At 39.4% G+C, this 19,948-nt stretch carries 13 protein-coding genes and 2 pseudogenes; 12 read left to right on the top strand and 3 right to left on the bottom strand.

Annotated features, from left to right (window positions below; genetic code table 11):
* Nucleotides 1–332: 332 nt before the first annotated feature.
* From I2483_RS15845 to I2483_RS15875, 7 genes and pseudogenes are all read left to right on the top strand, one after another.
* Nucleotides 333–1,115, top strand: a complete 783-nt coding sequence (locus I2483_RS15845; protein WP_207278072.1) for a SurA N-terminal domain-containing protein — start codon at nucleotides 333–335, stop codon at nucleotides 1,113–1,115.
* A 239-nt stretch (nucleotides 1,116–1,354) separates the two neighbouring features.
* Nucleotides 1,355–2,887 carry a DEAD/DEAH box helicase gene (locus tag I2483_RS15850; RefSeq protein ID WP_207278073.1) on the top strand — a complete coding sequence of 511 codons (1,533 nt, stop codon included), beginning with the start codon at nucleotides 1,355–1,357 and terminating at the stop codon, nucleotides 2,885–2,887.
* Nucleotides 2,888–2,916: 29 nt separating this feature from the next.
* Entirely contained in the window at nucleotides 2,917–3,699 is a 783-nt protein-coding gene (locus I2483_RS15855; RefSeq protein WP_186670932.1) for a YqhG family protein, read from the top strand.
* 165 nt (nucleotides 3,700–3,864) lie between these two features.
* Complete coding sequence (locus tag I2483_RS15860) at nucleotides 3,865–5,253, top strand: plasmid pRiA4b ORF-3 family protein (protein ID WP_207278074.1); 1,389 nt, start codon at nucleotides 3,865–3,867, stop codon at nucleotides 5,251–5,253.
* A gap of 38 nt (nucleotides 5,254–5,291) precedes the next feature.
* Complete coding sequence (locus I2483_RS15865) at nucleotides 5,292–5,807, top strand: hypothetical protein (RefSeq protein WP_207278075.1); 516 nt, start codon at nucleotides 5,292–5,294, stop codon at nucleotides 5,805–5,807.
* Between the two features lie 408 nt (nucleotides 5,808–6,215).
* Nucleotides 6,216–6,551 (top strand): hypothetical protein, encoded by a 336-nt coding sequence (locus I2483_RS15870; protein ID WP_207278076.1) that lies wholly within the window; start codon nucleotides 6,216–6,218, stop codon nucleotides 6,549–6,551.
* A pseudogene (locus I2483_RS15875) lies at nucleotides 6,538–7,160 on the top strand (O-methyltransferase). Before I2483_RS15870 ends, I2483_RS15875 begins: the two are co-directional and overlap by 14 nt.
* A gap of 231 nt (nucleotides 7,161–7,391) precedes the next feature.
* Here I2483_RS15875 and I2483_RS15880 read toward each other — a convergent pair.
* Nucleotides 7,392–7,955, bottom strand: coding sequence for a recombinase family protein (locus I2483_RS15880; protein WP_207278077.1), 564 nt, complete (start codon nucleotides 7,953–7,955; stop codon nucleotides 7,392–7,394).
* Between the two features lie 120 nt (nucleotides 7,956–8,075).
* Between I2483_RS15880 and I2483_RS15885 the strand changes: the two genes are divergently transcribed.
* From I2483_RS15885 to I2483_RS15895, 3 genes are all read left to right on the top strand, one after another.
* Nucleotides 8,076–9,485 carry a SulP family inorganic anion transporter gene (locus tag I2483_RS15885; RefSeq protein ID WP_207278078.1) on the top strand — a complete coding sequence of 470 codons (1,410 nt, stop codon included), beginning with the start codon at nucleotides 8,076–8,078 and terminating at the stop codon, nucleotides 9,483–9,485.
* Nucleotides 9,486–9,498: 13 nt separating this feature from the next.
* Complete coding sequence (locus tag I2483_RS15890) at nucleotides 9,499–9,912, top strand: universal stress protein (protein ID WP_207278079.1); 414 nt, start codon at nucleotides 9,499–9,501, stop codon at nucleotides 9,910–9,912.
* An 811-nt stretch (nucleotides 9,913–10,723) separates the two neighbouring features.
* Nucleotides 10,724–12,022, top strand: coding sequence for an MFS transporter (locus tag I2483_RS15895; protein WP_207278080.1), 1,299 nt, complete (start codon nucleotides 10,724–10,726; stop codon nucleotides 12,020–12,022).
* A gap of 233 nt (nucleotides 12,023–12,255) precedes the next feature.
* Here I2483_RS15895 and I2483_RS15900 read toward each other — a convergent pair whose 3' ends face one another.
* A complete protein-coding gene (locus tag I2483_RS15900) occupies nucleotides 12,256–13,320 on the bottom strand; it encodes a M24 family metallopeptidase (RefSeq protein ID WP_207278081.1) in 1,065 nt (354 codons plus the stop codon).
* Nucleotides 13,321–13,603: 283 nt separating this feature from the next.
* Between I2483_RS15900 and I2483_RS15905 the strand changes: the two are divergent.
* Both I2483_RS15905 and I2483_RS15910 read left to right on the top strand, forming a co-directional pair.
* A pseudogene (locus I2483_RS15905) lies at nucleotides 13,604–16,210 on the top strand (cation-translocating P-type ATPase).
* 48 nt (nucleotides 16,211–16,258) lie between these two features.
* The gene (locus I2483_RS15910; RefSeq protein WP_218624985.1) at nucleotides 16,259–16,945 is read left to right on the top strand and encodes a VCBS repeat-containing protein; all 687 of its coding nucleotides are present in this window, start codon (nucleotides 16,259–16,261) and stop codon (nucleotides 16,943–16,945) included.
* 395 nt (nucleotides 16,946–17,340) lie between these two features.
* Here I2483_RS15910 and helD read toward each other — a convergent pair whose 3' ends face one another.
* Complete coding sequence (gene helD / locus I2483_RS15915) at nucleotides 17,341–19,677, bottom strand: RNA polymerase recycling motor HelD (protein WP_207278082.1); 2,337 nt, start codon at nucleotides 19,675–19,677, stop codon at nucleotides 17,341–17,343.
* Between the last annotated feature and the right edge of the window lie 271 nt (nucleotides 19,678–19,948).

A 19,948-nucleotide genomic window follows, 5' to 3' on the forward strand; every position in this document is an offset into this window, starting at 1 on the left:
GCTAGTAACAAGAATGCCGTTTACTAGTAATAGCCATGTGTATTCTGCAGCAAATCGAGATTTCTTTTCTCAAAATAATGATTGCATACTTCCGAGAATGATCCCAATTGTTACGAAGTTACAAAATGAAACAAGAAATGTTGAAGCAACAGCTTCTGTAAGCCCTTTTCACTAGTGTTTTATGCAAGTAAAAGGTTAATCAACAGACGTGCATCCGGGTGTCAATTTTGTGTCGTGGAGGGATATGGGTTTATCTTTTGATGAATGTTCGTTAAGATACAAACTAAGCTTAAGAAATAAAGAGTGGCAGATTTGAAAGGGGATTACACGATATGAAGTTAAAAAAAGTACTAGTTCCGTTTTTAGCAGGTGCGCTAGCATTAAGTTTAGCTGCTTGCGGTGGAGAAGATAAAGCGGCAACAGATAAAAATCCCCAAGCAGAAACAAAACAAGAAGCTACTAAAGACCAAGCCACTAAGGAACAAGAAGCATCTGCAAAAGAGATGCAAGCGAAGCTAGCTGAACAGCAAGTGGACAACGACAAGATCGTGGCTGTTGTAAATAAGGAAGAACTTACAGGTGAGGAATATAACGCGGCATTGACATCAATTCAAAGTCAAATGCAACAAATGGGACAAGACCCATCGAGCAAAGAATCAGCGGAACAAGTAAAAATGCAAGCACTTGATATGCTTGTTAATCAGACATTGATTCTTCAAAAAGCAAAAGAAGCGAAAATAAAAGCATCTACATCTGAAATTGATGAAGAGTATTCAGCATTTGAAAAGCAATTAGGCGGCGAAAAAGAAATTAAGAAAGTTCTCAAAGCTCAAAGTATGGATGTAAAAACATTTAAAGAAAAAATAGCGGATTTCATCATAGCTGAAAAGTACCAAGATAAGGTAGCACCAGCAGGAAAAGTAACGGAAAAAGAAATTAAAGAATACTACGATCAAGCTGCGTCTGCATCAAAAGAAGCTGGACAAGAATTGCCACCGCTTGCAGAAGTAAGTGAGGAAATCCAAGGGATACTTAAACAAGAACAACAACAGAAGTTACTTGCTACACATGTTGAAGAGTTAAAAGCGGTTGCTGAAATTGAGTTGAAAATTTAACTCGATTTGGTGTAAACAGGGACTGGAAATAAGGATTTGCGAACAGGTGTATACTTCGGAAGCCTTTATTGATAAACAATTAAGACATGGAATGCTTAACCTTATGGGTTTAGCGTTTCATGTCTTTTTGAGTTTTTAAGCAATATAGTGGTTTAAATTCGAACTTCACTTCATTAAACATAGGAACTTCTTTTTGGGACAACCTAATAACAAAGAAAAAGTCAAATGAGGTGATCGTTATGATAATTGAAAAGTCATCTGAGTGGAAAGAAGGCTTTACAGAGCGACTGGAGAATCGTGAAGCGTGGGATAATTGGACATTATATAGGATGAGTTATGAGGCAGTTAAAACGAACTTGATTACAGATTTCAATGGTCTTCAATCACCTAAGTATTTACCCAATCTTACGCCTCTTGCCCATCAATTGAAAGTGGCAGAAACGGTCATTGAAAGGATGAATGGCAAAGCAATACTTGCTGACGAAGTGGGGCTCGGTAAAACCATTGAAGCGGGTTTGATCTTGAAAGAATATTTAGTAAGAGGCCTTGTGAAGAAGGCGTTAATATTGGTCCCGGCTTCTCTTGTCAATCAATGGATTGAAGAACTGAACCAGAAATTTCATATTCCAGCCATGCAGTATAAAAAAAATTACGATTTAAACCATTGTACGATTGTCGTTATGAGTATAGATATGGCAAAAAGAAGCCCACATAAAGAAAATATCTATGATCAAGAGTATGATTTAATCATCATTGATGAAGCCCATAAATTAAAGAACCATAAAACTAAAAACTATGAGTTCGTACAAAACTTGAAGAAAAAGTTTTGTTTGTTGCTAACTGCCACGCCAATTCAAAATAACGTATTTGAACTCTTTTATCTCATTTCATTACTAAAACCAGGGCACTTAGGTAATTATGAGACGTTTCAATCGTCGTTTTCCGTAAGTAAACACAATGTGGAACATGATGATTATTTAAAGGAATTGGTAAATCAAGTGATGGTGCGAAATAGAAGACAGGATACTGGAATTGAATGGACAAATCGTCGTGTTCAAATCATACCCATTGATTTTACTAAAGAAGAACAAGAAGTATACGATCTGATTTCAGACCTTAAAAATATTTGTCCCGTATTTTCGGATGCCTTCTCTATGATAACGTTGCAAAGGGAAATGTGCAGCAGTAAGGAAGCTACATGCATGACGTTAACTAATATGCTTCAAAAATGCATTAAACCAGAAGACATTTCTTATATGGAAGGAATTATTCAAAAGTTGATGGTTTTAGAAGTTAATTCGAAAGCAGAAAAGGCTTATGAAATTATTTCAGAGGCAAGTGATAAGGTTATACTCTTTACCGAATATCGAGCAACTCAAACCTACTTGCAATGGTATTTACAAACTAAAGGAATCACAAGCGTCCCATTTAATGGCCAATTCAACAAGAATAAACGGGAGTGGATGAAGCAGTTATTTAAAGAGAAAGCGCAGGTGCTAATTGCGACGGAATCGGGTAGTGAAGGGATTAATCTACAGTTTTGTCATCATGTCATTAACTATGATTTACCTTGGAACCCCATGAAGTTAGAGCAACGTATTGGACGTGTCCACCGGTTAGGGCAAGAGCATGACGTTCATATTTACAATTTAGCCATTCAGAATACAATAGAGGACCATATATTAGATTTACTTCATGTTAAAATTGGTGTCTTTGAACAAGTAGTGGGTGAGTTGGATGATATACTATCCGCATTCAAAAAATCCATTTAAGTTGAAAGTACTTGGGGAGGAGGAATTACATGTACCCACAACAGATTCACAGTTATTTACTACAGTTTTTTAATGAAAACAATTGCCAAGTATTAAATGACAATGATCATTATATTAACGTTCAATTAACGATTGAAATGGATAAAAAAATTATGAACAGACCATATTATTGGAGGTACTTAGAAAGTACTGATGGCGAGCCAAATCCAGCGCAACTAACTTTTATCACGGATAAAAATAGGCTTGTTGAAGATATCAAAGGGGAAGTTATACACTTCGGTTCCCCTCGGCTTAGTCAACTGTTTCAAGCAACGAAAGAGATGGGCTCATTTGTCCAGATGTATGAGCGGATAGTAGATAAATTAGAACCGCAAACCATCTTAACACCTTGGTTAGCAGTTAATTATAAAATATCGTATTACAGTGATCAAACGAAAGAAATTCTATATTCGTTAGGTATTAACTTAATGACTGGCGAGGTAAAAGAGGAGTTTCAGGAATTGTTAGGAACGGTAGAATTAACTTCTACCATGTCGGAAAACACCTTTAATTTGCCCTATATTATTAAGCCCATTCGTGCCCTTGAACGATTGGATGGGATAATTGACAACTTCATACAGAAGGCGGATCACACATGGGCTGAAGAAGCGAAGTTGAGATGGCAAAAGGATCGCAAGGTATTAGAGTACTTCTATGAAGGGATAGAAAACAAGCCGGATTGTTATGAAACAGAGAAAGAAGCTATGGACCAACAATACGAAGCGAGAATTAAAATTGATATTATAAATGGTGGATTGTTTTATTTGAAGTGAATTGGAGGTAGTTGTGCAAGAAACGATCCCGAATAGGCAAGACCTTTTGCAAGTTCATTGAACATGCGAAAGGTCTTTTCTTCGATGTAGTGGATTATTTACGTTAAAATAGCTAGTAAGAGCTACAATATGAGATTAGATGTAAATAAAAGACGAGGGTGACATATGAAAGCATATATTTTAAAACTATCCTTTGAAGGAATTACGCCTCAAATCTGGAGGCGCATTATTTTACCAGCAGGTGCGACATTTAACCGCTTGCATGAAACAATCCAAAACGTCACAAATTTTCAAAGTACACTTGAGCCGTACCATACCTTTGGAGTGGAGATAGATGATTATTTTATCACTGATAATGAATCGATTTTAGATGAATACAAAGGGAAGGCGTATTATGGTAAAACGGTCAAGCAGCCAGCACGTATAAAAATTGACTCGTATCTTGAAAAACACAGCCATTTCATTTATAACTATGATTTTGGTGACGACTGGCGGATTCTGGTGGAGCTTGAAGAGATTGTAAGGGATTATTATTTTGGCTATCCCACATTACTTGAAGGAGAGGGAACGGCGCCACCGGAGGATGTTGGCGGTCCGTCAGGCTATGAAGCGTTTCTAAAAGTGTATCAAGATCCGACACATCCAGATTACTTATCCACCTATGCATGGGCGGAGAAGCAGTTCTATTTGCTTCTAGACATTGCTTGGTTGAATGAACGATTAAGAATGGTTAAATACAAAAAGACAGAATGGCAATCTATTGATCATGATAATTATTACGTTCTATCTGATAAATATCGTGGTGCTCAGACGGTGAATATCGACAAGCTAGCTAACAAAAACCTTATTATCCAGTATGCTATAGCATGTACTAAGTTATACGGATTGATTAAGTATCCGAAGTTTTTGGAGATTTACAATGCTCAAAATGAGCCATCTGTATCGAGTAGTGAACTACAGGCATTGTTAGCAGATTCCCATTATGCAAAACTGCTAGAGAAAGAAAGTGTGTTTGCACAAAAGAGGGCATTGAACCATGAAGCCATTGAATATGTCGAGAATTATTCTGCATTTATAGAAGGAACCATAGGCAAGCCATTTTATGTACCTGCAAAAGAAGAGCTATTACTCTACACAGATGATTTATATTATGAAAAGACAAGCCATCAAGAAAGGCTTGGGAAAATGCTTGCGAAAGACTTTTTCGGCGGTAGTACGCTCATGATTAAAGATGAAATTGATAATTTGGTCGGTCAATTACGAGGCGTGGACGTCAATTTCCAAGCAGTAGTACGTGATTTTTTAGTGCGTTTTGAATGTAAAGATATGAAGCAAATGAATGAATATATGCATGTTATCGCCATGATTGCGAACTCCACGCGCATTTGGGAAAATAGAGGTCATACACCTCATGAACTTGGACAAATGGGGAAACGCCATTTAATGCCGCTACCCAGTACCCCATTTAGCATAATTGAGGGCGGAAGAACGGACCGGAATGAACCTTGCCCATGTGGCAGTGGGAAGAAACATAAGAAATGTTGCGGAAAATAAAGCACTACTAAAATCGGTTGTTATATGGAGGAAGCAATTTGTATGATCCAACAATTTTTGAAAATCTAAAAGTAGCGTTTGAAAATCAGGTGTATGATTTAGATAATTTAGATCGGAAAATCACGATTACTAACCGGGTTGATCGAATGGATTTTGCCATTATGGCTCGAGATTTTGCTATTCAATTTACGTTAACCGATCAACCCAACGTGACAGCCGAAATTGTGTTAGGGGCATCTGTAAACGATTTGGCAGGGGAGATATTAGAGTTACCTGGAATGAATCTTGGTTGTTCCTTGTTAGTGCGATTTACCAAACGTATTCAAAATGTAGCCATACAATGCGAACTGATTGACCAAGCACTAACTACCATTTGGGAAAATGAGATTCAGTTAACGCAAACACTGAGCTTCGTTTATGAACAAGAAGCGTCAAGTTACCTAGACATTATTGAAGTGAAATTTAAGTCTAAATTGAATGAGGAACACATGGGCGACATTGCAGATTTTCTAGATCATGTTCTGGAAACGTTGGAAGTACTGACTGGTCTATAGCCTGCTAGTGCACCCCGAAAATCCGAATAGCGCATTGCTAAATACCGATACTAGCTTCACCCGCCACGCCTCTTTATAATGCGAACCAAGGCGGGTTTTTTTCCTTAATAAAACAAATTAAGCTGAAATACCAAATGTGATTGAGCGCATTACCTTCGGAAAACTGAAACCTCACAAATCGTGGGTCTATTATCTAATGCCTTTGCAGAAGTGTAGGGGGTGTTAAAATGAGAAGTTAATAGTGAATGGTCCTTACGACGAGCCTTACTACACCCAAATGTAGTAAGGCTCGCTTTTAATATTGAACTCAAATGAATGAATATTAATTGTATACATTTGTATACAATTAATATAATGCCGATTCGTATACAAATGTATACAGAGTTGTGCGAAGAAAGGTGATTGCAAATGAGAGAGGAACATATTAAGGGAGAAGGACGTCATCGCGGCAGACCCCACGGTGGAGAAGAGGGCTCGCATCAGCGTGGAGCGAAAACTTTTCGCAGAGGTAGGGCGATTGCTTTTTTGGAGCGAATGCATCTGAAGCGTGCGACTATTAAACAGCAGCTAGATCGACCTGAGTTTCAATCAATCCAGCCGATTTTAGTCGGTGAATTAAAAGCGATAGATATGGTCATTAGTGAATTTATTCAACTATTTGAAATCAATGAGGATGAAATGGCGGATCGCAAGCTAACAGTAGATGCTAATAAGGAAGGGATTGAGTTGGATGAAAAAAATTAACGGTTATATCGATACAGTGTTTACGAAACAAGATGCTCTGTTGGAGGGAGTGATTGCGTCGATTGAGGAAAATGGCATGCCTGCCATATCGGTTTCTCCTTCTTCTGGCAAGCTGCTCACGATGCTAGTTGCCATTTCAGGGGCTAAAAATGTGCTTGAAATCGGTGCGCTTGGCGGTTATAGCGGAATTTGTCTTGTAAGGGGGAATTGACGTCTCTTGAACTGGAGGAGAGGTACGCAACGTTAGCATCCAAAAATCTAGCTAAAGCGGGCTTTGGTGATCAAGTCTCGTATAAGACGTGGCCTGCTTTGCAAAGTCTTGAACAACTAGTTGACGAGGGGCAGCGATTTGATTTTTTCTTTATCGATGCGGATAAAGAAAACTATGAAAATTACTTGGCAGCTTGCCTTCGACTTGCGAATGCGGGTGCGTTAATTGTTACGGATAACGTACTGGCTGGCGGCAGTGTGGTGGATCCGGAGGCGAACCCTAAACGCTATACAGAAATAATGAAGACATTCAATGAAACGGTAGCCAATCACCCGCGACTGGAATCGCTTCTTATTCCAATCGAGGATGGGTTGACGATTTCAAAAGTGAAGAAATAAAAGAAGACACAAAGCGACATTAACGGGTTCTCTATTGGGGGGACTAAACCACAAAATAGCTACGTAAATCACAGACCTATTCGAAATATCGGATAGGTCTCTTTTTTGTTGGTGTATAGCTATTCCTATGATTTCAATAGTAATAATGGCACCAGTTTTAGCAAGAGCTTATCAGTGTATAAGGATTGTTGTACAATATAAGATTTCCTAATCATCTTTTGTTTATCTCTACTACTCTTTGCCATCGGATAATGATGTAGCGCGATCATCCAAATAACGATATAGGGTAGACTTACTAATTCCCGTCGTTTCTTTTATGTCATATAGCGTATAACTCTTACTGTCATACATTGCAAAAGCCAGCTGTAAATTTTCATCTGTTTTTCGTGGACGACCAATCGATTTCCCCTGCTGTTTAGCAGCCTGAAGCGAAAATGTAGAAGAATGGCTTAGAAATTTAGATTGTAAATCTGCAAAAAAAGTAGCGCTTTGAAGTAGTGAAGCTTTTTGTATGGTTTGATTGGTTATTTGTTCATCGACGAAGTGAATGGTGAATTGATCTCGTTCTGCAAGTCGTAAAATATCTAAAAGCTGCTGCAGCGAATCGGCTAATACTGCAATGTTTTGGATGAATAGTTCGTCATCTTTTTGGACAGTCATTAATAAGTGTTCTAGTTCTGTTCTTTTCCTAGCGAGTCCATGTGTCTCTTTAAATAATGTATCAATCACAAGTTCATTTACTTGTTGGGTGCATTGTTGATCCGAGACAATCGGACGGATATATCCATATTTCATTTATTTTACTCCAATCTTCCCAAAACTATTCACTTATGGGATTAGAAATGATATGATATCAACATTCTAACACTGGTTTAAGCTTTTTTGTAATTTTAGACATCATGAGAGGGGAACAGTATGTATACTTTAAAACAACAGTGGTTTGGCAATGTGCGCGCCGATATTTTAGCAGGTATCGTTGTAGGACTGGCACTCATTCCTGAAGCATTGGCTTTTGCGTTCATTGTGGGTGTAGATCCACGTGTCGCGTTATATGCTTCATTTACAATTGCAGTCATTACTTCGTTTGTAGGGGGCCGACCTGGTTTAATTTCAGCTGCGACAGGTGCTATGGCTTTAGTGCTCGTCAGTTTAATGGCGAATCATGGTCTACAATATGTACTTGCAGCCACAATTTTAACAGGAATTATTCAATTAATACTTGGGGGACTTGGTGTTGCGAATTTAATGCGCTTCATCCCAAACTCCGTCATGCTTGGATTTGTAAATGCACTAGGGATTATGATTTTTATTACGCAAATGCCTTATTTACTTGGGTCAACTAGTATGACCTACGTATTTGCGATTATTACATTAATTTTAGTGTACGCGATTCCTCGATTTTTCACGGCTATTCCTGCACCTCTTGTTGCGATTGTTGTGATGACAAGTATTGCGCTCATAAGTGGTGTGAAGTTACTGACGATAGGTGATCTAGGGACGATGCCAAATTCACTACCGGCTTTTTTCCTTCCAGATATTCCACTTAACTTTGAAACGTTAAAAATTATTTTTCCTTATTCTGTGGCCTTATCGATTGTCGGTTTATTGGAATCATTACTTACATCCCAAGTATTGGATGATATGACTGATACATCGAGTAATAAAAATAAAGAGGCACGTGGACAAGGGATTGCCAATTTTGTCACTGGTTTTTTCGGTGGGATGGCAGGGTGTGCTTTGATTGGTCAATCGATTATCAATATTAAATCAGGTGGACGGGGACGCCTATCGACATTGACTGCGGGTGTATTTCTACTGTTCTTAATTATCGTTTTAGGTGATATAGTTATCAAAATTCCCATGCCTGTTCTTGTCGGGGTGATGATTATGGTTAGTTTTACAACATTTAATTGGGGTTCGTTTAAGTTTCTTAAATCAGCACCTAGATCGGAATCACTTGTTATGCTCATTACAGTGGCGATTATTTTATATACACATAATTTAGCAATAGGTGTTGTCATTGGTGTTATAGTAAGTGCGCTATTCTTTGTTGCAAAAATTTCTCGTGTGACAGTAACGCATGATTTGGATGGATATAAGGTAGAAGGTCCTTTGTTTTTTGCATCAACTACGAAATTTATTCAGTCATTTGACAACGTTACAGAAAATGAAGTCGTCATTAATTTTGAAAATAGTCAGCTGTGGGATGAATCTGCAGTCGGTGCAATCGTTAAAGTGAAACAGAAACTAGAGCAAAAAGGTGTGAAGGTGCAGATTCAAGGGTTAAATTCTTCAAGTGAACAATTGTATAAACGATTAACGTGAGGGAGGAATCTACATGAAGATTGCTGTAGCAATTGATGGATCAGAAAATGCTTTACGTGCAGCAAAACATGCGATTACGCTCGTCCAATACTTACCAGAGGCGCATTTAGAAGTTATTTATGTATCGGATTATGATAAGGCGAGAGATGAGCGGCTGTTATCGCAAAGCCCTGAGAGCTTAACATTAAAGCGAGAGCAAAAAGTGCAACCTATTTTGGAATTAGCAAAAGGCGTCGGAGTGAAGGCGAAGGTTACTATGTTAAAAGGGAATCCAAGTCAAGAAATAATAAAGTATGTGAATTCAGAAGAAATTGACCAACTTGTTATTGGGAGTCGCGGCTTAAATACTTTTCAAGAAATGGTACTCGGAAGCGTCAGTCACAAAGTAATGAAGCATGTGAATTGTCCGATTACGATTGTTAAATAAAAAGAATTCAAACCAAGTGCTATATGATGAGTATGACTGGTGAGAAGTTGTGTATAGAGTGCCCGCGCTTACAAACAAATAACAACTTTACCCACCGCGCCACTACATAATGCGTACCAAGGTGGGATTGTTTAATAGAACAATAAGTCATTACATGGGATATTGAAACCCATAAAAGGTGATTTGTCACGTCAGTTGATTAACCATTTTCTTGCATAAGATATTGGCAAGGTAGGCGTAAAAGTCCTCATTTGGCCGACTACGATTCCGGCCACTCTAGTAGTTTGTACAGTGTGTTCCTTGCATGCTTTTGCAAAGAGTATGCATCTAATCATGTGATACCCTATAGAAAGTGACACTTCTTTTAAATAAAAAAGAAAAAACCATAGAGCTAGCATCAGCCGCCAAAATTGCATCTTTGGCGGCTTTTCTCCAGGTAGGAAGTCAGCTATTCTTTCGTCCCAAAAAGCTTTAGCGCTCTGTGTATTTTTGCATTTGGAGCAGGGGGGATGAAGGACCACCATATGATTACCGAGAAAACTATGTAGGGATGCGAATTTGTCGCATCCCTACACATCCAGGCATCTCGGTAATTGTATAGAAGACATTTAATCCAAAGCAAACCAAAAGCAATTATTCAGGTAGCGCCCAGTTTGTGATCCTGGTTACTCAACACATGTGGTGATTTGTTATATAAATCCCTTGTAGTGTTCAGAGGGTGTTAAAATAAAGGCACGGATAGTATGTTAGTTGACTAGCCTTTAGATTGGTCCTATTGGTTTCTTTGAGTCGGTGAAGGGGGAGTTTTCATATGAGAAAAAAAGACTCGTTAGAGCTAGCACACTATGTAGATTCAGTAGAAGCACAACAAAAGCTCTATAAGCGGTCGCTACTCGTTGTCGTGATGTCACAGATTTTTGGTGGGGCGGGACTTGCAGCTGGGATTACCGTAGGGGCACTAATAGCTAGGGATATGTTAGGCACTGCAAGCTTTGCAGGATTGCCGGCTGCCTTGTTTACGCTTGGTTCTGCGCTTGCAGCGTTCTTAGTTGGCAGGATTTCGCAGCGTTTTGGTCGTCGTTACGGGTTGTCACTTGGGTTCATCACAGGTGGAATCGGTGCGATTGGTGTCATTTTCGCAACAACTATGGACAATGTGTTGTTATTATTTATTTCGCTATTTGTCTATGGTGCAGGGACTTCGACAAATCTACAGGCGCGTTATGCTGGAACAGACTTGGCCAGTGAAAAGCAGCGTGCGACTGCGATTAGCATCGCAATGGTTTCAACGACGATAGGCGCAGTGGCAGGACCTAATTTAGTGACGCCAATGGGGAACTTTGCAATGACGCTGGGGATACCGGCTCTAGCGGGGCCATTCATATTAGCGGCGGCCGCGTACCTCGTAGCTGGATTAACGTTGTTCTTTTATTTGCGACCTGATCCATTTCTAGTTGCCAGAGCAATTTCTATAAAGCAGGAAAAACAAGTTGAATCAGACGGTACAGTAGTAAATAAACCACTGCAGAGTAAAATAAATCGAATCGGTATTTTTGTTGGTGCAATGGTTCTCGTCTTGTCTCATCTCGTTATGGTTGCGATCATGACAATGACACCAATCCATATGCAAAATCATGGATCTGGACTGACAGTCGTTGGAATGGTCATTAGTCTACATATTGCGGCGATGTATTTACCGTCGCTTGGTACAGGTCTATTAGTCGATAAAGTCGGTCGTACAGTTATGGTCATTGCTTCGGGTGTCACGTTATCAATTGCAGGATTACTAGCAGCCTTTGCTCCAGGTGATTCCCTCGTCTGGTTGACGATAGCCTTGATAGTGCTTGGCCTTGGATGGAATTTCGGCTTAATCAGTGGAACAGCGATCATCATCGATTCGACTGATATGACAACACGCGCAAAAACACAAGGTACTGTTGATGTGTGGGTTGCTTTAGCTGGAACAGCAGGCAGTATAATGTCAGGAATCATTGTAGCTTACTCAAGCTATGCTGTTTTAGGCTTTCTTGGCATGTATCTTTCGTTGCTGTTAATCCCGCTTATTATTTGGAAACGGTTTAAAGAGAAAAAAGAACATGACAAAACCTAATGACAGAAGCAGGAAAGTCGTAATCCTGCAGCAGATAGCACATGTGATGCGAAAAAATAAAGTTCGAGAGACTTACGCCTCATTCTTTTGAATAGAAAACACCGGAAAACCATCGACTAAACGTCGGCAAGCTTCCGGTGTTTTTGAGTGTGAATCAATATAATTAATTCATTTCATATTACATCACTACAGTTAAATTCAGGTGCTTTTCTTTAAATTGTATAACGACCTTGTCACAGAATGATTAACTCTTTTTGAGATTTTGTAATAATCTCGATTCCATTTTTTTTCACGATAATATCATCCTCAATACGAACTCCGCCAAGACCAGGTATGTAGATGCCCGGCTCTACCGTTAACACCATTCCTTCAACTATATGCTGCTCACAAGTTGGATTCATGAAAATATCTTCATGGATATACAGGCCAATGCCATGTCCCATGCCATGCCCATAATAGTCGCCGTACCCTTTATCACTTATCAAATTACGGGTTAATGCATCCGCTTCTTTCCCAGTCATTCCCGCCTTTATACCCGACAGCGCATTTTCTAGGGCGTCATGAACGATGGCATGGATTTCTTTCAACTTAGGATTGGGTTCTCCGACTGCAATAGTTCGTGTCATATCAGAGCAATACCCAAGGTAATAAGCGCCAAAATCAAGCGTAATCATATCCCCTTTTTCCACTACTTTGTCACTCGCCACACCATGCGGCAATGCGGAACGAATGCCAGATGCGACAATTATATCAAAGGAAGAAGACGTTGCTCCTAATTTTCTCATATGAAATTCTAATTCATTCGCGATTTCAATTTCAGTTCGCCCAGGTCGAATAAAGGTTACTATATGCGCAAATGCAGCGTCTGAAATTTCAGCTGCCTTTTTCAATATGGCGATTTCGGATTCATTTTTAATCATCCGTAACTCCTCAACTACGTTGGAAACGGGCACTAAATCTGCTTTTATCGATTTAAGCAGCTGGGAATAGTAAAAATAGGATTGATGCTGCTGTTCAAATCCAAGCTTCTTGATCCCAAAACTTTCCGCGAGAGTAGAAATCTCCTCATAAATGATTGCTCGATCTATTTCTTTAACAGTAAAATTCGTAACTTGCGCATTCGCTTGACTGACATAACGGAAATCGACTAATAAATACGCGTCAGCCTTCGTCACGACCACTGTCCCCGCACTTCCAGTAAAATCCGTCAAGTATCTTCGGTTCATCGCATCCGTAATTAGAATTCCGTCAATCCCTAATTCATCAAACATTCCCCTTAACTTCACTAACTTTTCCATTATAAAACCTCCATCAAGTCGTTTTCGAACAGTTCAATACAATAGAAGTATTCCAACTACTAATATGGCATATAATTTGTTGTAAAAATAGTGTTTTGTTCAAGTCTACGCCTTCTTGTTAATTCTAATCATCTAATTTCTACATCGATTATTATCATACTGGAGTAGGACAAGGAATAGTATTGGTAGGGTAGATAGAAAAAAATGAGCTGTTTACTATCGAATGCTATTTTCCGGAAATATAGTTGAGTGAATTCACTAGTAGCAGAGAAAGGGGAATCGAATGTCAAAATATCATCAACAAACATCGGTTGAAGTCATGGAAATGCTTGGCGTGACAAATCAAGGATTAAATGATTATGACGTCCAAAAGAGACTAGAGGTTTACGGAACTAATGAATTGGAGGAAGCGAAAAGGACAAGCACCTTCGCCGTTTTCTTTGGACAGTTTAAAGATTTATTGGTCATTATTTTATTGGTTGCGGCTTTCATTTCATTTCTATTAGGTGAAGTAGAAAGTACGATTGTGATTCTGATAGTCGTAATTTTAAACGCAATTCTAGGCACTGTACAGCATGTGAAGGCAGAACAGTCTTTGGACAGTCTGAAAACCTTGACCTCTCCGGTTGCAAAAGTAATGCGGAATAATCAGCTAGTAGAGATTCCTTCAGTAGATATCGTGGTTGGAGATCTTCTCTATTTGGATGCTGGTGATTATATCAGCGCTGACGGCAGATTAGTAGAAGTCTATAATCTGCATGTAAATGAAAGTTCGCTGACAGGTGAATCATTGCCTGTAGCGAAAAGTACCGCGCCCATCGAAGAAAGGCAAATAATCATTGGGGATAAAAAAAATATGGTTTTCACTGGAAGCTTTGTCACCAATGGACGTGGTATTGTCGCTGTAACCGCTATTGGAATGGAAACAGAAATCGGAGAAATCGCAAATCTACTGAATACCGCGAAATAGAAGAGAACACCTTTACAAGTAAGTCTAGATCATTTTGGAGAAAAATTAGCTTTAGGGATTACGATAATCTGTTTAGCCATTTTCACGATTGATCTATTCAAGGGGCGCGAGCTAGTAGATTCGTTTATGTTTGCCGTTTCGCTTGCAGTTGCAGCAATTCCAGAAGCGCTAAGTTCAATTGTTACCATTGTGCTGGCTTTTGGGACGCAAAAAATGGCAAAGGAAAATGCCATTATACGCAAGCTTTATGCTGTCGAAAGTCTGGGGAGTGTATCCGTTATTTGTTCCGATAAAACGGGAACTTTAACTGAAAATAAAATGATTGTTCAACAAGTATTTGTTGATCAAAAAGTCATTCCGCACGATCAACTGCATATAGAAAATGCAATTGAAAAGAAACTTATCCTGCAAGCACTATTGTGTAATAACGCCTTGGAAAGAGATCATAAAGAAATCGGTGATCCTACCGAAATTGCACTTGTAAAATTGGGGAAGCAGTACAATCTTGACGAGTTAATCGTAAGAGATCGCTATCCAAGAGTGCTGGAAATTCCTTTTGATTCAGACAGAAAGCTAATGAGTACGGTGAATCAGTTCAATCAGCAAACTATCATGATTACAAAAGGAGCAGTAGATGTTCTTTTACCCCAAATTGTGAAAATCGAAACTTCAACAGGGGTACTTGCCATTACGGAAGAACATCAAAACAAAATCGAAGAAATGAATCGTGACTTTTCTATGAATGGGTTAAGAGTACTAGCAATTGCTTACAAAGGGGTAAGGAAAAATCAGACAATCGGTGTAGAAGACGAAAGAGATTTAATCTTTGTCGGATTACTTGCGATGATGGATCCTCCGAGAAAAGAGTCAAAAGCGGCGGTTGAAAGTTGTATAAAAGCGGGTATTAAACCCGTTATGATTACAGGTGACCATAAAATAACAGCAACTGCGATAGCGAAACAAATTGGTATTTTAAAAGATCCATCAGAAGCAATTGAAGGATATGAAATTGAAGGATTAACCGATCAACAGCTTCAAGAAAAGGTTCAAGATATCTCCGTCTTCGCACGAGTCACACCCGAGCATAAAATTCGTATAGTGAAGGCATGGCAGGAAAAAGGACATGTCGTTGCGATGACGGGGGATGGTGTCAATGATGGACCTGCCTTAAAACAAGCCGATATCGGTGTGGCGATGGGGATAACTGGGACCGAGGTTGCAAAAGATGCATCTTCCATGATTTTAACGGATGATAATTTTTCAACAATTGTCAAAGCAATTTCGAATGGAAGAAGCCTCTACACCAATATTAAAAACGCCATTCTATTCTTATTATCTGGAAATACAGGCGCTATTTTCGTTGTTTTATATGCCACCGTATTGAGTTTACCCGTTCCCTTTGCACCTGTGCATCTCTTATTTATTAACTTACTGACGGATAGTTTACCGGCCATTGCAATCGGTTTAGAACCGCATAATAAAAACACGATGAAAGACAAGCCTAGGGATATTAACACACCTTTATTAAATAAAACATTTACTACGCAAGTGGTGCTCGAAGGATCATTAATCGCTATTTCTACGATCATTGCTTTTCGACTGGGATTGTCAACGGGAGATACGCTAACAGCAAGCACAATGGCATTTGCAACATTATGTTTGTCAAGATTAGTACATGGCTTCAACTCCAGATCGATAGAATCGATCTTCACAATTGGTCTATTTACGAATAAATTTACTTGGCTCGCATTTTTGATCGGTTTTTTATCTTTACACGCAGTATTATTTATTCCATCGCTTACGGGTGTGTTTGAAGTCGCAACATTAAGTGGGGGACAATTAAGTTATATTTATATCTTGTCCTTTATGCCGTTTTTGGTGAATCAGTGGTATAAAGTGTTATTCGTGAGAAGAAAGTAATACCAATGAATGTGAACAGGAGGGATTGCATTTTACAAGAACCGGAGATTGTTAGACTGGAAGATAGGGGATGTAAACGGAGATGGTGTTTTGGACACTGTCTATTTATATGGTAATGTCGATGGATCACCAGGTATTTTTGCCGATAACATTACGCTTGTTATTCGAGATGGGCGATCTACTAAAAGTACAACCGTTCATTTCAAAAACAACGCGGGATATAATGCAAGGTTGTTCCTAGGCGATTTTAACAAAGATTCTGTACCTGACATTATGGTGAGTATCGATACGGGTGGTAGTGGGGGATATGGCATCTTTTATATTTATTCCTTTAGAAATAATAGTTTACATGAACTATTTAACGTCGATGACTATAATGGAAAATACGCATTCCAAGCAAATTTTGAGGATTTCTATAAAGTACGTGTTGAAAGTCCTCGGCTTAATGTGTTGTTCACCATAGACATCAGCAACAAAGGCCATGATTACTTATCGGAGTATTACAACGATAATGGGCTACTAAAAAATCCAGTACAGGGCGGGGTTCTTGCCTTAGGGGCTTTACATCCAATCATCACAACTAACAAAAGCTACAATTTTGATTTAGTAGCCCTACAGCGTATTATCGGACCGACAAATGCAGATACATTAGGCTATGTTGAAAATCTTTTGACATGGAAAGACACCCAATTAATTTCTAATCGGTTGTCAGTATCTATACCTAGTACAAATTAGTTTGGAAGTCCTTCATTATCTCGAATATGTAGACCTGTCGCAAGTTCATTGAACATACGATAGGTCTTTTCTTCGTTTTTTTTTAATCTGCCACTTCTGTTGATTAACCATTTTTTACATGGGTTACTTGTACTAACGGAGAGCGACGGATGAAACACAACCATACGATTATCGAAAAAACTGCGTAGTGATCCGACAAGGTCGCAACACTACGCAGTAAGAAATCCCGACGGAGGAATGAACTGCAATTCCTCCCCAATGGTGTAGTAGCTGTTCAGTCCAATGCTATCCGACAGTAACCGTACATAGGGTGCCTGGTGTTTCAACGCAAAGGTAAGCAGTAATTCACTGGTTATTTTTGGCTAATCAACAGGTGTGTTAAAATTTCAACTAAGTTAAGCTTGGATGAAACTTTCCCGCAGGACGTTTGACAATAATGGGGTCGGTTCACCTACACTGTAAAGTTGCAAATCATGCATAGCTCTGGTGCAGGCGGTATAGAATACTCTTCGAAGGCTTTCATCGCCGTATACTTGCTCTGATGCGTCATAAATGATGACGGCTTCGAATTCGATGCCTTTGGCCAAATACGACGGGATGACAACAACTCCTTGTTCATATTCAATCGAGCCGTTGTTCACGAGCTTACTATCATTGATGTTGGACAAGGCTTCGTATGCACGCTTACTTTCCGCAGATGATTTACATATTATAGCGATACTTTCATAACCAAGATTTCGCAAAGCAGCGACTTTGGATGTGATGCAGCGGTGCAGTTCTGTGTGATTGAGCAATTGTGTCAGCACGGGACGCTCGCCATCGCGTTCGAAAGGGATAATTTGTTCGCCGTTCGGTACTAGTCTGCGCGTAAATTCAATAATCGGTTTTGTGGATCGGTAGCTGCGTGTCATATTGATTACTTCCGTTTCTGCCTGCCCGTATAGGCTCATAAGTGTGTGGAAATCAACCATTTCACTTGCATGGGCGAATATCGCCTGATTAAAGTCACCTAGCACAGTCATTCTTGCCGAAGGAAATAATCGCTTTAGAAATTCGAATTGAAACGCTGAATAGTCTTGTGCCTCGTCAACAAGTACGTGCTTTATCGAGCCGTTAGTTTGGAAGCCTTGAATAAGCTCTTTCAAAAGTAAGAACGGAGTAGCGTCTTCGTAAGATAGTTTGCCATCATCTAGCATTTCCAGCGTCGCTTGACAAATCTCCGCCCACTCCGCGGGTGTTTCGCCCTCTATCCACTGTTTAATCTGCACAGGATCAGCAAAAAGCTGCTTGTATATCTCCTTAAAGTAGATGAAACCAAATGTTTGGATTCGTTTACGTAACGGCTTCAATTTCTGTTGAACAATCAATCGGGCAAGTGCTTCAGGCTCAATCACATAGTCGGCAATCGATTCTCTTTCAAAGCCGTGTTTCTTCGCTAAGTAGGTATGTGCCTTATGGTAATCTTCGCTGCTAAGCAGCTCGATTTTCTCCTGTACCCACGGATTAGTCAGTTCATCCTTTTGGGTTTTGTTTACTTTCTTAATTAGCCAATCCTGTAACTTTGCAAGTCTATTATGGAAACGGAGTGAAGTGTCGTTACTATAAAACCTTTCTGCTATTTGCTCCGCGGTAACAATCGGCTTTCCTCTAAAGTTCATGTCCTTGAATAACATTCCAGATAACGCTAACGACTTCCTATATGATTCAATTGCTTCGAAAAATAGAGGTGATGCTTTGAATCGAATGCTCGCAACCTTTGACTTGTAGGAAGGGGTATTTGTAGCAGTTAACACATATTCCAATTGATCGTAGGGATTTTCAACTAGAAACTCTTTGCTTAGTCGATGGTTTAAGTATTCCTGGAACGTGACCTGCTGCATATTCTCTTCGCCAAGTTCTGGCAACACATTTGACACGTAACTGTTAAACATTCTATTAGGCGAAAATAGAATGATTTGATCAGCATTCATACTTTCTCGATATTTGTAGAGCAAAAAAGCAATCCGCTGTAGGGCGGCCGATGTTTTACCACTACCAGCTGCACCGTGTACAATGAGCAGTCTCCCATGATCATGACGGATGATTCGGTTTTGCTCTTGTTGAATGGTAGCTACTATACTGTGCATATGTTTGTCAGTACCTTTGCCCAGAACCTGCTGTAAAATCTCGTCTCCAATAGTGAGACTCGTATCATACATAGATTGAAGTACACCACCGCGGATAAGGTATTGCCACTTTTTCTCCAATGTACCTTGAAATACGCCTCCGGGTGCTGCATATTGAACAGGACCGGGCTGGTAATCATAGTAGACACTCGAGACTGGTGCTCTCCAGTCATAGATAAGAAATTCTTCGCCACTTGCATCCGTAAGTGTGGAGATTCCAATATAAATTTGTTCCTGAGTAGAATCTCCATCTTCAATGAAATCGATTCGGCCGAAGTAGGGAACCTGCTGCATACGTCGAAGCTGGGATAAATTCTTTGATATATGTCTTTCGGTACTTTGGCTTACTGATAGAACTTGAGCTTCTTGTCTCAACCCGATGATGGTCTCAAGATAATCGTCGAAAGTATCAACATTCACTTTGACTTCATCCCAAATATTTTTGCGTATAGTAACCAGTTCGTTCCGACGCCGAGAAGTTTCTATCTCTAATTTGCTGATTCGCTCGGTTATTGTCTCTATTACACTGTTCACCCGTTTTTGCTCCTGCTGAAATTCTGAATCCATAGCAACCACTCCTTGAAGTATTTGGGTTTGACAAACGAAAAAGTATGTTGTATAATTTAAAGTAGGGATATAGTACATTACTTTATATTTAGGTGTATATCTATATAAATATACCACAGGATCTCATTTTTTTCAATGTAGTGGACATGATTTTTACACTTGCCGATTTTTAATGCTTCTTTGTCATACATAGACCAATTGAATGCAAGAAACACACACCCGCTAGATAAGAGGGTGTTTTTTTGACGACAATTTTCTTCCTCCGCGCTAC

This window comes from Sporosarcina sp. E16_3, from assembly GCF_017347125.1.
Lineage (GTDB): Bacteria > Bacillota > Bacilli > Bacillales_A > Planococcaceae > Sporosarcina.